The organism is Mixta sp. BE291 (assembly GCF_031457955.1).
Taxonomy (GTDB): domain Bacteria; phylum Pseudomonadota; class Gammaproteobacteria; order Enterobacterales; family Enterobacteriaceae; genus Mixta.
This window is the reverse complement of sequence record NZ_JAVDXN010000002.1, coordinates 299,043-315,365: the sequence shown is the minus strand read 5'-3', so window position 1 is coordinate 315,365 and position 16,323 is coordinate 299,043. Positions and strand designations below refer to the sequence as shown.

Genomic DNA, 16,323 nt, shown 5'->3' with positions numbered 1-16,323 from the left:
AAGAAATGTTCGGGTTTAATCCCGTACAACAACGCCCTGATTAAATTCCTGTTTATCATTGAGGGTGTTCCGTTGAAAAGGCGTCAGCTTGCAAGTATTACCGGTTTTCTGTTTTTGGCATTTCAGGCCCATGCGGCTTCGTTATCTTTTCCGCTGACGCCGCCGCCGGTGGATGCCGCATCCTGGGTGCTAATGGACGCCACGACCGGGCAAATACTCACTGAAGGTAACGCCGATGAACAGCGTAATCCGGCCAGCCTGACGAAGCTGATGACCGGTTATGTGGTCGATCGCGCTATCGATCAGCACCGTATCAGCCGTGACGATAAAGTGACCATCGGACAAGATGCCTGGGGCGCCGGAAATCCGGTATTTAAAGGTTCCTCATTGATGTTCCTCAAGCCGGGCGAGCAGGTTACGGTGCGCGATTTAAGCCGTGGCGTGATCATCGATTCCGGCAACGATGCCTGCGTTGCGCTGGCGGATTACGTTGCTGGCAGCGAGGACGCCTTTGTCAAAATGATGAATGACTATGCGGCGAAGCTGGGGCTAACCCATACCCATTTTGAAACGGTTCACGGTCTCGATGCACCGGGCCAGCACACCACCGCGCGCGATCTGGCGGTGCTGTCACGCGCCATTATTAAAGGCGAGCCCGATTTTTATCAGATGTACAGTGAGAAATCGCTGACCTGGAACGGCATCACCCAACAGAACCGTAACGGTCTGCTGTGGGACAAAAACCTGCATGTTGATGGCCTGAAAACCGGCCATACCGAAAGCGCGGGTTTCAACCTGATTGCCTCCAGCCTGGAAGGGCATCATCGTTTGATTGCGGTGATCATGGGCGGTAAAAGCCCTAAAGGCCGTGAAGAACAGGCGCGCAAGCTGCTGATTTGGGGCAACAACAATTTCGACACCGTGCAGCTGTTCCATGCGGGCAAAGCGCTGGGTAAAGAGAACGTCTGGTACGGTAGCCCGCATCAGGTAGAAGTGGGCACCACCGAAGATATCTCGTTGTCAGTGCCGCGCAGCGCAATGAGCGATATCAAAGCGAAATATGTTATCGATCGCAAAGATCTTGAAGCGCCGCTGAAGCAGGGTGAGAAAGTTGGCACCATTCAGGTGATCGACAAGGATCAGGTACTGGCAAGCTATCCGCTTATGACGCTGAACAAAGTGGAAGAGGGCGGGCTGATTACCAAAATCGGCGATTATCTGAAACAGAAGTTTTAATCCTCAGGCAGAGGCGAATTCTCGCCTCTGCTGCTTTCAGGCATCGTGCAGCCCCTGGCGGCGAATATGCGTTAATCAGTTTTTTCATTAATGTTAAATTGAGTTAAAAATCAGCCAAATATAGACGAAAGTCTCATGCCGTTGGTGACTCCAGGTTATGATAACGTCCCGTATTCCCTCATCGCGGAGAGTTTTCTTGCGCCCTGATAAACCGCTTTCAACCGTCGAGTTCAGCGTTTACCGCCACTACCGTATCGTCCACGGCGTGCGCATCGCGCTGGGCTTTGTCCTGACTTTCCTGCTGGTACGTTTGAGCGATATTCCTGAGGGCAGCTGGCCGTTGATTACGCTGGTGGTAGTGATGGGGCCGATCTCTTCATGGGGCAATGTGTTTCCACGTGCGCTGCAGCGTATTGGCGGCACCATTTTCGGTTCTATCTCCGGTTTGATTGCCCTGAAACTGGAGCTGATCTCCCTGCCGTGGATGCTGGCGTGGTGCACGATGGTGATGTTTATTTGCGGCTACTTAACGCTGGGCAAACGCCCTTATATGGCGCTGTTGATAGGTATTACGCTGGCGGTGGTGTGTGGGGCGCCAGCAGGGGAAATGACCACCGCGCTGTGGCGCAGCGGCGACGTGATCCTCGGCTCGCTGCTGGCGCTGCTGTTTACCAGCATCTGGCCGCAAAAAGCCTATATTCACTGGCGCATCAAGCTTTCTGATTCACTGGCGGCGACGGCTAAAATTTATCATGCCGGTTTTTCTCCAAATCTGGTAGAAAAGCCGCGCCTCGACAAACCGTTACAGCAGGTATTAACCGACATCGTACGTATGCGCTCGCTGCTGGAGCCTGCCAGCAAAGAGACGCGCATTCCGAAATCGGTGCTGGAAGGCATCCAGACCATCAACCGCAACATTCTCTGTACGCTGGAGCTGCAGATTAACGCCTGGTGGTCTTCCCGCGCCAGTCATCTGATCTTGCTGAATGCATCCACCCTGCGCCGTACGCAGCAGATGACGGAAAATACCTTTCAGGCGCTGTCAGAAATGTTGATTAACGGCAATACCGAACGGGTTGCGGCAAATAATCATGAGCTGACGGAGATCGTACGTGAACTGCGGCAGCTGATTGCGGAAAACGACAGCGATCGGCTGGTGGAAACGCCGATTCATGGCTATGTCTGGCTAAGTCTGGAGCTGGCGAAACAGCTGGAACGCCTTTCCGATCTTATCCGGCTGGCCATGCGTAAATAACCGTTTCGACAATCGACGCTGTGGCTGCGCAAGATTTCGCGCTAAAATGTCCCACAGTCTGAATTTAAACGTGAAAATTGCCATCGGCCCAGGCGAGCCGCTAAGCTGAAGGCTACGACAATACCGCCTGTTCAGGCAGGCCTAATGAAAGGTGTCAACATGGAAAATGCAAAGCAATCATTTCAGGACGTGCTTGAGTTCGTGCGCATGAACCGCCGCAAGCACAAGCTGCAGCGCGAAATTCACGATGTTGAAAAGAAAATTCGTGACAACCAGAAACGTGTGCTGCTGCTGGATAACCTGAGCGAATACATCAAGCCGGGCATGAGCGTTGAAGCGATTCAGGAAATTATCGCCAGCATGCGCAGCGACTATGAAGACCGCGTGGATGAATACATCATCAAAAACGCCGATCTGTCGAAAGAGCGTCGTGAGCTTTCCAAGAAACTGAAGTCAATGGGCGTTCATAAAGTCCCGGGACAGAATCAGTAATCTTTGCGGCCAGCCTGAGCGCTGGCTGGTTACCATCGGGCCGCGCTTGCGGCCCGTTTTGTTTTCTGCGGGGCGGGCGGCTTGTTGCCCGATTAGGGGCGGCAGACCAGCGTCCAGATTTTCTTCGCCATCGCCTGTTGGTCGGGGCGTGCGATATGGCAGGGTTGGCCCGATGGCAGTTTGCTGTGCAGCGGCCAGGACAGCTGATAAATATCGAGCGAGGCAATACCGCCCAGGGAAACGATGCCGCGCTGATGATTATCCGCATCGGACAGCACGCTGCCAAAAGCGAGCGCAACCGCGTCATCGCCGTTGACGCGAACATAATGCTGCTGCTGGCGCGAAGCGGAAAATTCCACCTCAACGATGGCACCCTGACGCGGTACGCGGCGCGCAACGGTTTCATCAACCTTAACGGTTTTTTGGCGCTTGCGATCCAAAACCGGCGTCAGCTCATTGTAGTAATAGGGCACCAGGCCTGGCACCACCGCGTTTCCCCAGCGATCGGTTTTCACATACCGGGCGTTTTCCACGCCGATATCGCGCACATCAGCCGTATGGATAATCGCCGCGCTGCCGTTCAGCGGCTGCCCCAGCGTCACCCCATGACGATGCATTACCACGGAGCCACGTTGTCCCAGCAGCCACTGCTGGGCCGAGCCGCCGCGTGACCAGGCGGCGTGCGTTACGCCCTGGCTGGAGGTGTACCAGGCGGAAGCGTCATACTGATATTGCCCGCTGCTGCGTGACGCGCCCAGCGAATAATTCAGTGCATCATTGGCCCCGCCGGTGCCGCTGAACGCGATCTGGCTGCTGCGGTTTTCACCGCCCGTTTGGCTGATATCAACATAATATTTGCGCTCACGTCCCAGCGGGATGCTAAGGCTCAGTGAAATAACATTTTCGCCCGCATGGCCTGGCCGATAGCGGCGCGAGAGCGAAGTCAGCAGCGTGGCGCGTCCGGGGTAAAGGTTGAGGTTAGTTTGCCAGCTGCGGTAGCGTTCGCCGTTCCAGTCGATCTCCTGACTGTAGTTCAGCGCCAGGTTCAGGCCCTTGATATTCTGGCTCAGCTGTATGCTGTATTTATTACGATAGCTATGACGCAGCGAGGCATCGGAGCGCGTCGCCTGGCTAAATTCGCGGTAGCCGGGGGTGAAGCGGTGCGTAGCGGAGGCGTAAATATAGCTATCCGTTAGCGGCAGGAAGCGGTTCAGGCCCAGCTGCAGCTGTTTGCCCGATCGGCTATGGCTGTTAGCGGTCGTCCGGCTCTGATTAAGCAACAAATTAACTCCGCCCAGCCATCTGACGTTCGCGCCAAGGCCCGAAACGATATTGTGGTACCTTTCGGCATATTGCACGCCTTCCAGCAGGGTAAAAGTGTTATTCAGGCCATACAGCAGCGAGGTTTCCAGCAGCGACTGCGCCTCTTCTGTGCGGCTGCGCCCCAGATTAAAAGCGTAGCGCAGGCTGCCGCTGGGCACCTGAAAGCTGTTGGTGTTAAAAGGCTGGACAAAGTGTTGCCGTTTGCCGCTGGCTTCAACAAGGGTGACATCAATATCGCCTGCCGAAGAGGAAACCGGAATATCGTTAATATTAAACGCGCCCGGCGGGATCTGGCGAGTGGCGATCACATAGCCACTCTGCCTGACAATCACCGTGGCGTTAGCGCTTACCGAGCCGATAATGGCCGGAATATAGCTGCGTTCACTATTCGGGAACATCGCCATATTGGTCGCCAGGCTCACGCCACGCAGCGACATACTGGGAAACAGGCGGCCACTGGTATAAAAATCGCCGACGGTCAGCGTGCTACGCAAGCTGTCCAGATCGTATGCCAGCCAGGTTGTGCTGCTCTGATAACGAGGATGGCGCATAGCGGGCGCAGAAATAAATCCGCTGTTACGCAAGCGTACGCCCGCAAAATTGATGCCGTTGGTGAGATTGCCGTACAGACTATCCCCGTTAAGGCTGTGTACGTTGTGTTGGGCGTAGAGGTCATAATCAGCAAACGCGGCGTTAATACCGTTGTCCCATTTCCAGTCAGGCGCCACGTCATAGGGATTGGGCTGGTGCCATGCCTGCTGCGGTAGGCTAATAAGAAGCTCGTCCTCACCCATATCAACGTCAAACTGCGCTTGTGTTATCCAGTCGGTCAGAAAGCCGCGCTCGTGCGCGCAGGTTTTGATTTGTATTCCCCACTCTTGCAAATCGCGGCAGCGAAACAGCGGCTCGCTGCGGCCCTGGTTAAGCTGAAAAGTTATTTTCTGCCGTGCCACCTCATGCTGGTTAATTACGATTGTCAGCGGATAGCTACCGGGCAAAATCTCACTGTCACGGTTAAAAATTTCCGCTTCGCTTTTGGTTATTTGTGTACTGTTCTCCAGCAGCGAAAGATCGAATTCTTCTGCTGCTATCAGCGGCGCGGCGCATAGCGCCATCTGAAACAGCAGTATTAACAACAGGGCGACAGAGGGGAGGGCCTTGCTCATTACTTGCCTGCGGGTGAAAAAAGCCATGGAAAATCCATGGCTGGTTTTAACGTAGGGAAGAGGGAAGAATTAACGGTATTCACTCACAAAGGTCACGTCAGACTCAACGTTACCGCCTTTCACTTCCTGAGCGGTACGCGCGTAACGAACGGTCATCGTCAGGTTGTCATCTCCCTGGTTGTTCAGGTTACTAAACAGCGCACCGGGGAGCGTCTCGTTGGGCTTCAGAACCTGATTGTTGTAAAACACTTCCAGCCCGACGCCGTTATTGCTGTCAGCAGCATTACTTAGCGCCTGTACCTGATTAGCATCGGCATTGCCGTTCATTCTCAATACGATATGATTCTGTAGATTAGGCGTGTCGCAATTAAGGTGGATTTCAAATTGCTTTGAGCCTTTTTCAGTGGTTTCGCCAACATTCACATTCAGTAATTCAGCAGCGCCGATTGTATCCAGCTTAATATTTTGTTTAGGGCTGATTACCGCACAGGTAGGTTCATTAACATGGCCGTTAAAATGAACCACGCCTTCGCTACCGGCAAACGCCGCAGAAGATGTCGCCAGGAGTATACCGAGAGAAATCGCATTTAATTGCTTCATTTTTCATCCTTTAATAAATAATAACGGAACAACGAACCTGTCAGGAATGCTGATGAATTGGTTATTCCGTGCTGGGTTATAATGATATATTTACGGTTTCACTATTATCGCCATAGTCGTTGATAATAGTGTAATGGATGTCTGCTGCGCCGTGATAATGGTTGATAGTAAGCGTTGCGCCGGGCGCAATCATATCAGCCTTAAGCGGATGTAATTTATCGTTGCCTTCCCATACCTTATTAAACGTAATGTAATAAGGCGTTGGGTTTTTAACTAACAGCTTGCCGTTGGCTCTTTGCCATTTTAATTTGAGGTAATCTTTCCTCATTTCCGCCGGAACCGTATCAGGGCGATAAAGCACTTTTACCCTGGTCAGCATAACCAGCATCAGCTGCGCGCTGCCCTGGTTTTTATCTACCCGTGGGATCTCTTTAACGTTCAGCCGGTAGAGCCGCTCATGCGGTTGCTGCGCCAGTGCAGCGTTAATCGTTTCGATATGCAGTGCAACCTTGTGATGCGCTTTAATTTTTAACAGCGGAGGCTGCACAAACAGCTCTTCCTGCGCATTATTACCGCTATCGGTTATCCAGCTTTGAATAAGGTAATCGCGGTCAGTTGGGTTATTAATTTTAACTACGCCAGAATCATTCTGTGCGCTGATAATAACCCTGCTTTGATCGAGGGTTAATGAGGCCTGCGCCGGGATGCCGGTAAAAAACAACGTAAGTAAAACGTAAGTGCTAACTTTACTCACAGCGCTTAACAGATATTTAAAAGGATATTGAGTAAACAGAGAGTTCGACCTCATGATGGTAGCAGTTGCTCCTTTTTTAAAGTAGATCCCTCTCTAAGATTATTCCTAATGGTTTTAATTGACGGCGTAAGGTTAGTTTTTTTGACCTCTCATTGTCAATTTTTATATAGGCGGCATTTTATTTTACAACGGCGGGTTATATGTATTACAAATGCATGACATCACTTTCACATCCATGGTAATAACAAGGGAGGTAATTATATCAAAGCAGTGAATATAACTTAATTTTATATAGGCGACCGAAATAATAATAAGGATTAGGCAGCTTAATATTATATCAGTCATATCTTCGCTTGTGGGGGCGATATTATCGCTTAACAAGGAGGTGATAAATGTCACAGGATAAAATTTCATCCCTAATAAAAGCAGGGTCTTATTGCAAAGGTAAATGTTTTGTGGGTTTTTATTCTGAAATAAATTGTTTTGGTGGTTTTTTAAGTGGTAAATTCCAGATTGGTAATGTAATTGTACTTTTTGTTTTTTGTGCGCTCCTGCTGACGCGCAATAGACCGCTGTTAACCCGAATTCAACATTTTTAGCGGCTCTTAACAATGATGATTTGGGTTTACGCAGCATTTTATGTTGTGGAAGCCGCACGGAGAGAGAAGTCGGCAAGCTGAGGCCGTTTAGCTTTTGCCGAAGCCGAAGCCGAAGCCGAAGCCGAAGCCGATGTCTATTACGCTGGCAATGGTAATGGCAAAAAGCAAACAGCAAAAAGCTCGCTCAGGTTTCCCTGAGCGGGCTTCTCTAAATATGGCTCCTCTGACTGGACTCGAACCAGTGACATACGGATTAACAGTCCGCCGTTCTACCGACTGAACTACAGAGGAATCGTGTGAACGGGGCGCATAATATCGAGGGTATCAGAGCTTGTCAAAGCCTGTTTCGCAAAAATTGGCTGAGTGCTGAAGAAATCAGCAGTCTGACGCTATCTTAACCTTTTTAAGCCGCGTGCTGATATGAGCAAAGGTGACTATGGTTATGAGGGCGGCTTAACAGCGAGGCGAAAGGAGTAACCATGACGCAGACAGAAAATCTGGTACGGCAGCGGCTGGCATTAACCACGGTGCAGCGCAAACAGAGCGTAAAAGCCGTTGCCGAAGGAAAGATCGAACAGGCGGAGCCGGATAGCCGACGCGCGCAGCGTTATGTTTTCCAGCGCATGCTGGAACGAACGGCGATCGTCGGCCCCGAGGCTGATTTCTTACCCACCGGCTTTTTACTGCAGGGCGCGGAACGGGCCAACGCGGTAGCGCTGGTACGCGAAGATGGCGTCCCGAAAGGCACCGGTTTTCTGACGGGCGCCGGGCTGTTTGTTACCTGTTTTCATGTGCTGCCAGATCCTCAGCGCGCCGCGGGTTACAGCGTAGAATTCGGCTACTGGGAAAATGAGCGCGGACGCATTGCGGCAACCCATATCTATTCACTGGATGCCGACAGTTTCTGGCTGTCCAGCCCGGAAGATGAGCTGGACTGTACGGTCGTCGCGCTGGGCGAAGCGCGTACCGGCTCGGCTGATGCGGCGCAGCTGGGACAAATCGTACTCAGCGACCGGCCCGATAAACATCGTTTAGGCATGGCGGTAAATATTATTCAGCATCCTGCGGGTGCCACGCAGCAGGTTGCGCTGCGTGATAACTATTTACTGGCGCGTGGGGAAGAGGGCAGCGCGGCGGCAAATGTGCTGCATTACACGGCGGACACCGATGAGGGATCCTCCGGCGCGCCGGTTTTTAACGATAGCTGGCAGCTGGTGGCGCTGCATCACGGCGCGGCGCGGGATGAGAGCGGAACCCTGATTAACGAAGGCATCCGCATCAGCGCACTGGTGGACTGGCTAAAGGCAGAGGCGGTAAAACTTGAACCGCTGGCGCGTCAACGTCTGATTGCCGCGCTACGCGGCGAGCGCGCGCTGACATTAACGGAGCAGGCTCGCGCCGCGCCGGATGCAAATTATGCTAATCGTAACGGCTATCAGGCTGACTTTTTAGCCGACCACACGGTGCCGCTGGCATCCATTCTGCAGCCCAGGGCGGCTGAAATGGCTCCGCTGCGCTCCGGCGCGTCCGGCATTGAGGCGATTCTGGATTACCAAAACTTTTCGCTGGCTATCTGTGCCGAACGACGCATCGCCTTTTTGACGGCCACCAATATTGATGGCGCGCGTTATATCAATATCAATCGCGACAGCGGTCAGCCCTCGCTGCTGGCAGAGGGCGATAGCTGGTATGAAGACAGCCGTATCGACAGCCGTTACTACCTGGTGCAGTCTTTTTATCGTGAATTCAGCCGCTGGTTCGATCGCGGGCATCTTACCCGGCGCAGCGATCCTACCTGGGGTACGCCGCAGGAGGCGATCCGCGCCAACAAAGATACTTTTCACTTTACTAACTGTTCACCGCAGCATTTTCGCTTTAACCAGAGCCTGCAATACTGGCAGGGCGTAGAGCGCTACATTCTGGAGCATGGCGTATTGCAGTCTAAAAAGCAGATTACGGTGCTTACCGGGCCGGTGCTTAACGATCAGTGGCGGCAGTATGGCGAGGCGAAAGTGCCGCTGATGTACTGGAAAGTGATTTTGCGTATTGATAGCGAAGGAGAGCCGCAGGCTACCGCGCTGCTGGTTAGCCAGGCGAAGCTGCTGGATGAACCGCGACGGGTGATCGCTTCTGCACAGCACGATAATGCGCCGCAGATAGATGAGTTTCGCATTACGGTTAGCGGGCTGGAAAGCCTGACCGGGCTTGATTTTTCCGCTTTCCGTGCCTGGGACAGCTGGCAGCCTTCGCCTGGCGTGCGTGCCGATCCGCTCCCGGCGGCGCTGATTATGTCATGGCGCGATCTGCTGTAGCGGTGCTCCCGGCGGTTTCCTGTTCGGCGCAGGCTGGTAAAGCATGCTTACCAGCCTGCTATTTTGACCAACAGGAGATCAAGGCGCCTCATAGCGGCGTAAATAGCGCAGCGTGGCGGTAACGGCCAACTGACGATTACGCTTGATGCTTTCCGCTTCGCTGTTATCCGGCGTAAACAGCGCATTAAAGGTATAGCGGTTTGAAACATGGTGAACGCAGATGCTGCTGATCAGTCGATGCACGTCAATGGTATTCACGTCATGATGAAACAGGCCCGCCTGCTGCCCGCGTGACAAAATCTCATCCAGCAGATCCAGTGCGCTGCGGTTAAGCGCTTTGATGCGCGGCGACTGGCTGATATAGCGGCCGCGCAGCAGGTTTTCACTGCACACCAAACGCATAAAATCAGCGTGAGTGGCGTGATAATCAAAACTCTCTTCCACCAAGCGGCTAATGGCCTCTTCCGGCGGCAGTTCGCGTAAATTCAGGCCGGTTTCATGTTCACGGATCTGCTGATAAACCTGTTCCAGCACGGCGATATAAAGGTTTTCTTTATTGCCGAAGTGGTAAACCACCATGCGTTTAGTGGTTTGCGCATAGCCTGCGATCTGCTCCAGACGCGCCCCTTGCATGCCATGTTCGGCAAAGGCTTTTAGCGCGCCTTCAAGAATACGTTTTTTCAGTCCTTCAGGATCGTTCTTGCGTTTTACCTGTTCAACCATATCAGGGGAATTCCCGTTAATTAAGCCGCTGGCAGGGTAGCCTGTTGATGCGTTAAACACAACGCATCAGACAACTGGCTACTGTGACAAAAAATATTTTCAGTTATCGCCCACTGAGCGGCAGAGAAATCGCTGATTTTGTCACCTCTAAAAAAAGGGGTTTACTTATTCCTGGCTGCAATAAAAAAGAATTAATTAACATGAATAGGTAATAGCGTTGTTAATTCAGTGGATTAATGAACAGGCGCGAGAAAAAACCTGGTCCAGTTAATGCCAGTCTAAATTAGACGATAAATGTTAAAGATTCTTATTTTCGCTGGATGCATTTCTTTATGGCGCAGGCCTCCTATGATTAAGCCGGTAATACCAGGGTAGTGAATAAGGACTTTTAAGTCCATAAAGCAAAAATAGTTATAACAGGCAGGGTACTATGTCTTTTATTGTTAATCTTGATCCGAATAACGTTCCACAACTGTTAGATAACATTGAAAATCAGGGATACGCCGTACTGGAAAATGCGGTGACTGATGAAGGCCTGGCGACGTTTCGTCAATGGATTGATGAAGTGAGTGCCAAAGCGGGAAAAGGTTATCATGCCATTTTTGGCGACGTAGAAAAAATCGACCATACGCCGCTGGCTGCGCTTAGCGAAAATGATCAATTTCGTCAGCTGATGCAACTGATGGCGGAAAAGTCGTTAGGACGTGATTTGCCTCAGCAAAATATTTTATCGGTACTGCGCTGCGTACAGGGCGAAAGCGGCAAAAGGAAATCAAACACCTTCCATTATGATGCCAGCGTAATTACCGCGCTATTGCCAATCGAAATTCCCCAGCAGGGCGAGGCACGCGGTGATTTAGTCCTGTTTCCGAACCTGCGACGTTTTCGCTCCAGCGTATTATTTAACGTGCTGGAAAAAACGCTGATGCAAAATAAAGTGTCACGTTATCTGTTAACGAAAGCCATCGGAAAACGGCTGGTTAAACCCATGACGCTTGATTTACAGCCGGGCAATATCTATTTCTTTCATGGCTATCGCTCTTTCCATGCCAACGGCCCCTGCGATCCCGCTTTTCGCCGGGCGACGGCGCTGTTTCACTTTGGCGATCCGCATCATGGCAGCGCGCTGACCCGTTCGATCGTGAAGGTTAACCGGCTGCTGGCAAAATAACACGGCGCTTTATTATTTGCTATCTGTTCTGGTTATGAGAATATCGCCCACGTCATAAACCGTATCAGGAAAAGGGAGGGATCCCTGTGCTGATACCTTATCTGTCACAAATCAGGCTATTAATTTTTTTTGTAATTCGCGCAAAAATGTTTCCAGGCCAGGCATGGTTTTATTATTTGTATTGTATAAGTTGATTTTATCCAGCGCTGCTTGCATGCCATCATCACAGATATTCAAAATTTCTACCTGCACCACTTTCTCTAAAAGATCTGAACAAAGCTTACGGCCAGGCGCGGTAAGGCCAGCATAAATGCTGAAAGAAAATTTGTTGTTGCTGTAACGAAACCAACGCACATGTTCATCATATTTATGCATATTGTGATGAAATGCATCTTTAAACAGGAGCATGTCTGGATAAGGGCCTGCTGGGTTAATGGATTGCCACCATATATCATTACTTTTAGCATTGTTACATTCAGCGCAGGCAACGGCAAGATTGTTCATAGTAAGAGAAAACCGCGGGTAATGCGCAGTGGGTAAAATATGTTCAACCTGACGTACCCAGGAACTGTTTAATATGTAACGCTTACAATAACAACAACGACTGTTCTGACGCTCAATTAAGTAATCACGTATCGCCTTGGTAACATAGGATCCTTTGATGGTACTATTACCATAGGATAACTTCAGCTTATAAAGCTCGTTCCAAACGTTGACGTTAGCCTCCTGTGCTTTTTGACAGAGTAAACAAAGGAGAGATTCAATAAAATCCCTTTTTCCTTTATCTTTTATTTTTTTACATACCGCCGAGAATTCACTCTGCATAATTACTCTCGTTATAATGGTTTGTATATATTTCTTTGATTGCCTCTTCTGCTTGTTTTAACAGCTGTATATCGCTTTGTTGATTATGAATCTTAACCAAGTTATTTTTTATCTTATTGCGTAATATGCTCAACGTAGTTAATGCTTTATTTCTTGCATATTCGATCTCTTCTGCTTCGCTTTGGTTAACCGCCTGCATAAAATTAGCTATGGCCGTTGCACAGTGTTCGTAAACAGAACGGTTGTTCTTTGTTACAATATCAAAAGCATCCAGCAAGGTCGCTTCCATATTCTTTACCTCTTCCTCGCTAATGGGAATTATCCGCTCAGAGCTGGCCTGGTAGCATTGGCCATGCTTGTGATCAACAGCCGTAATCAATATCGGAGAGTGGGTGGCTATCACCAGACTGACGTCAAACTCCTGGCTTATTTTAGTAAAAATCCATGGAAGCAGCTGTTGCCATTTAACATGCAGACTTAATTCTGGTTCGTCAATAAGTACAATACATCCTGATTCAATACTGGAAACAATACGTACTAACATAATTAAAATGTGCTGCTCGCCGGAGCTAAGCGCAGTAAAAGGGATAACGGAACGAATTCCAACTTTCTGAAATGCCAGCAAGTAATTTTTTAATTTCTTACTGTCGATAATGTTATCTGATTGCAACAGGTTAATGTTGTAAGTTTCTTCATTACTATAAAGCTCGTTATCTATAATCTCATATCCTGGCGGTAAAAAATAAACCTCCGATGTCAGGTTGAATTTATCTAAAAGTTCGCTTAAGAGATTTCTTTTCTTTTCATTCTGAAAAATGATAATGATAAGTTTGCCCAACATGTTTTGTCGGTTATTGAAAGTAATAACTTTGCTATTTGGTCTATCGCCAAGGTAAATTAACTTTTTTTTATCTACAATGTTGATGGTGTGAAAACGGTCGGAAAACCCGAACGATAACATTAATACGGTTTTTTCAGGGTTCTCATTCTGCGCCTTTTTTGCTATGTCCTGCAGAAGATAACTTTTTCCAACGCCATTATTGCCGATAATATAATGGCATTTATTTCTGTTTTTGCTTACGATTTCATCATATATTTCATTAGAGCTTAATCCGTTAAAGGTGTTCTTTTGCGTCGGTTCAGCAATCCATTCGGTTGTTCGCAAATGCTTTAGTTGTGTGATTTTTTCTCGCGGCACTCGTTGACAATACCCGGCCAGATTTTCATACTGAGAAAATAAACGTGATGTTATTGCCTGTGCTTGATAGTTCATTTCATTGCGTATTTTCGATTTCTGCCAGGGGATTTTAAAACAGCTGCTCAGCGTGCACCCAATTAACTCAGCTTCTTCCATTCTGGTAAGATCGAGTGCGGAGCTGATTAATGAGATATCAATAAAAAGAATCTCATTGAAATATTGTTTATCGCTAATTAAAAATATTTTTCGCAGCTTACTTCCCCCCTGGCCACTGGACTCAATCACAGAAAACAGCCTGCCGGAATTTATAATATGATCAAAATCTTTTTTGTTTATATTGCCGCTGATTTCTATCATGGCGGTATAAGGATTTTTCTGTCTTTTTTTCGAGAAATAATGCAGCGCGCTAATGTCATCAGCGTCAAAAAAAGAAGATTTCCCGTCTCGGCACAAATAAAAACTTGCTTCTCCAGTGTTGGTGGCGTTAATTTTGTGCAATGCTAATCGCATGGTTAAAAATAATGAGATATGCTGAGAATCATGAGTAAGTAAATAGTTAGCGTACGGTGTTAAAGCTTCCTCATTATTAACAACAAGTTCACCAGTGAGCAGGGGATACTCACTATATATCATGTCATCATGCTGGTGCAGCCCTTGAATAAGGCGTGCGTAAAATTGTTCATCAGACCTTAAGGGTTTGCCTAAAAGAGTATAAAAAAGATGATCAAACACTGTTCTTGTATATTCGTATTCATCAAAATCACGTGATGCGTTTTCAGCGAAAGTGCTTAGATTAATTAAATCCCAAATTAATGCGCCGTTAACCTTTCTGGTATAGGCAAGGGAATCCTGAGTGTGCGGTTCAAACAGGCTGGCTAACTGAAAATTAAACTCGGGGAATTTTTTTTGTAACTCTGAGTTACTGTTTCCAGGGTTGATTAAGCTTATGTAGGAATTAAAGACATCCCTTATTTTATTTTCATCAAAGGACCAGCGGCTGCGCGCAGCTTTACTGGCATCATTGTTTATGTAGCCGAAATTTAAGCCGCGTATAAAAAGCAGGCTAAGAACTATTTTTAATAGCTCATCTACAGGGATTTTTCTTTTTTTTGAAAGGCTTACCAGTTTAATTCTTAGATTATTGGCCTGACTGCTATAACGGGTGAAACTTGCCATCTTTGAGCCACCGGGCAGATAATTCGCAATGACAACAGCATATCATTTCGCCTGAAACCTACATATGAAGTTTACAGTTTTTCGGAATCTGGACATCGGGATGTAGCGCAGAATGCAAAAAGCCCGCTCGGTTTCCCTGAGCGGGCTTCTCTAAATATGGCTCCTCTGACTGGACTCGAACCAGTGACATACGGATTAACAGTCCGCCGTTCTACCGACTGAACTACAGAGGAATCGTGTGAACGAGACGAATACTAGCGGGCGCCTGAGGCAATGTCAAAGCCTGTACCGCCTTTTATTGTGCGTTTGCTGGCAAAATCAGCAATAACCTGCCTTTTGCTGCTTTTCTCATCTGCCGAATGGCATTAACGTTAGACGTTTCCCCGCTGACGTCAGCCGGGATGTTTAAACTTAGCAGAAATTATAATTAGCGCCGCAATCGTATTTTTATTTATAAACAAAAATAATACCGAGTAAGTATCTCTTTGCGTTTTATTAAAGGCTAACCAGAGAAACCGCTCTGTATAAAGGTTATCCGCCCATGAAAAAACACCAGATACCTACGCCTCATGATGCTACTTTTCGCCAGTTTTTATCGCAGCCGGAAATTGCGCGTGATTTTATGGAACTGCATCTTCCGCCAGCGTTGCGTGCCATCTGTGATCTCAGCACGCTGAAGCTGGAATCCGGCTCGTTTGTAGAGAATGACCTGCGGCAATATTTTAGTGATATCCTTTATAGCCTGAAAACTGCCGGAGGCGCTGGCTATGTTCATGTATTGATCGAGCATCAATCTTCACCGGACAAACATATGGCCTTTCGCCTGCTGCGCTACGCCGTCGCCGCGATGCAGCGCCATCTCGACGCGGGCCATAAAAAGCTGCCGCTGGTGATACCGGTGCTTTTTTATGTTGGCAAACGTAGCCCCTACCCCTATTCAACATGCTGGCTAAATGAATTCGATGACTCTGAGCTGGCTGGCGAACTTTACAGCAATGCGTTTCCACTTATTGATGTTACCGTGATTCCTGATGATGAAATAATGCATCACCGCAGTATGGCGGCACTGACGTTACTGCAAAAGCATATTCATCAGCGTGATCTCGCTACGCTAACAGATCGTCTGGCGACGTTGCTGATGGCTGATTATCTTTCTTCACCGCAGGTAACGGCGCTGATACACTATTTAATTCAGGCGGGGGAGTCCGCAGACTCTGAAGCTTTTGTCCGCGAACTGGCACAGCGTGTGCCGCAGCATGGGAGCGCACTTATGACTATCGCACAGCAGCTTGAACAGAAAGGCATAGAGAAAGGCATAGAGAAAGGCATCCAGCTTGGCCGTCAGGAAGGCAGAAATGAAGGCAAGCTAGAAGTCGCCAGTAGTCTGTTAAAAATGGGGATGCCTCGCGAATCGGTACTGGAAGCCACCGGTTTGACCGAAGAAGATTTGGCTCAGCTACGCCATTAATCGCTTTACTGCCCGACCGGAGCTT

At 48.9% G+C, this 16,323-nt stretch carries 12 protein-coding genes and 2 tRNA genes; 6 read left to right on the top strand and 8 right to left on the bottom strand.

Translation table 11 applies throughout. The annotated features are described in order from the left end of the window. The first annotated feature begins 72 nt into the window (after positions 1-72). The 3 genes from dacD (at position 73) to J2X14_RS06620 (ending at position 2,983) form a co-directional block, all read left to right on the top strand. Complete coding sequence (gene dacD / locus J2X14_RS06630; RefSeq protein ID WP_352410430.1) at positions 73-1,236, top strand: serine-type D-Ala-D-Ala carboxypeptidase DacD; 1,164 nt, start codon at positions 73-75, stop codon at positions 1,234-1,236. Between the two features lie 196 nt (positions 1,237-1,432). After that, positions 1,433-2,491, top strand: coding sequence for an FUSC family protein (locus J2X14_RS06625; RefSeq protein ID WP_352410429.1), 1,059 nt, complete (start codon positions 1,433-1,435; stop codon positions 2,489-2,491). A gap of 159 nt (positions 2,492-2,650) precedes the next feature. After that, positions 2,651-2,983, top strand: a complete 333-nt coding sequence (locus J2X14_RS06620) for a DUF496 family protein (protein WP_352410428.1) — start codon at positions 2,651-2,653, stop codon at positions 2,981-2,983. Between the two features lie 92 nt (positions 2,984-3,075). On the opposite strand, the gene J2X14_RS06615 is transcribed toward J2X14_RS06620, so the two are convergent. From J2X14_RS06615 to J2X14_RS06600, 4 genes are all read right to left on the bottom strand, one after another. Continuing rightward, entirely contained in the window at positions 3,076-5,472 is a 2,397-nt protein-coding gene (locus J2X14_RS06615) for a fimbria/pilus outer membrane usher protein (protein WP_352410427.1), read from the bottom strand. Positions 5,473-5,541: 69 nt separating this feature from the next. Continuing rightward, positions 5,542-6,072, bottom strand: a complete 531-nt coding sequence (locus tag J2X14_RS06610; RefSeq protein ID WP_352410426.1) for a fimbrial protein — start codon at positions 6,070-6,072, stop codon at positions 5,542-5,544. A 76-nt stretch (positions 6,073-6,148) separates the two neighbouring features. Continuing rightward, positions 6,149-6,826, bottom strand: coding sequence for a fimbrial biogenesis chaperone (locus J2X14_RS06605; RefSeq protein WP_352410425.1), 678 nt, complete (start codon positions 6,824-6,826; stop codon positions 6,149-6,151). A gap of 814 nt (positions 6,827-7,640) precedes the next feature. After that, a tRNA-Asn gene (locus J2X14_RS06600) sits at positions 7,641-7,716 on the bottom strand. Positions 7,717-7,904: 188 nt separating this feature from the next. Here J2X14_RS06600 and J2X14_RS06595 point away from each other — a divergent pair. Continuing rightward, positions 7,905-9,737 (top strand): DNA/RNA non-specific endonuclease, encoded by a 1,833-nt coding sequence (locus tag J2X14_RS06595; RefSeq protein WP_352410424.1) that lies wholly within the window; start codon positions 7,905-7,907, stop codon positions 9,735-9,737. Positions 9,738-9,815: 78 nt separating this feature from the next. On the opposite strand, the gene J2X14_RS06590 is transcribed toward J2X14_RS06595, so the two are convergent. Further along, a complete protein-coding gene (locus J2X14_RS06590) occupies positions 9,816-10,460 on the bottom strand; it encodes a TetR/AcrR family transcriptional regulator (protein WP_352410423.1) in 645 nt (214 codons plus the stop codon). 430 nt (positions 10,461-10,890) lie between these two features. Between J2X14_RS06590 and J2X14_RS06585 the strand changes: the two genes are divergently transcribed. Beyond that, a complete protein-coding gene (locus J2X14_RS06585) occupies positions 10,891-11,631 on the top strand; it encodes a hypothetical protein (protein WP_352410422.1) in 741 nt (246 codons plus the stop codon). A gap of 111 nt (positions 11,632-11,742) precedes the next feature. On the opposite strand, the gene J2X14_RS06580 is transcribed toward J2X14_RS06585, so the two are convergent. The 3 genes from J2X14_RS06580 to J2X14_RS06570 form a co-directional block, all read right to left on the bottom strand. Continuing rightward, on the bottom strand, positions 11,743-12,456 hold the full coding sequence (locus tag J2X14_RS06580; RefSeq protein ID WP_352410421.1) for an HNH endonuclease: 714 nt from the start codon (positions 12,454-12,456) through the stop codon (positions 11,743-11,745). Beyond that, positions 12,446-14,830 carry an AAA family ATPase gene (locus J2X14_RS06575; RefSeq protein ID WP_352410420.1) on the bottom strand — a complete coding sequence of 795 codons (2,385 nt, stop codon included), beginning with the start codon at positions 14,828-14,830 and terminating at the stop codon, positions 12,446-12,448. Before J2X14_RS06575 ends, J2X14_RS06580 begins: the two co-directional genes overlap by 11 nt. Before the next feature lie 157 nt (positions 14,831-14,987). After that, positions 14,988-15,063 (bottom strand) — tRNA-Asn (locus J2X14_RS06570). Positions 15,064-15,371: 308 nt separating this feature from the next. Between J2X14_RS06570 and J2X14_RS06565 the strand changes: the two genes are divergently transcribed. Beyond that, positions 15,372-16,298, top strand: coding sequence for an Rpn family recombination-promoting nuclease/putative transposase (locus tag J2X14_RS06565; protein ID WP_352410419.1), 927 nt, complete (start codon positions 15,372-15,374; stop codon positions 16,296-16,298). Positions 16,299-16,323: the final 25 nt, after the last annotated feature.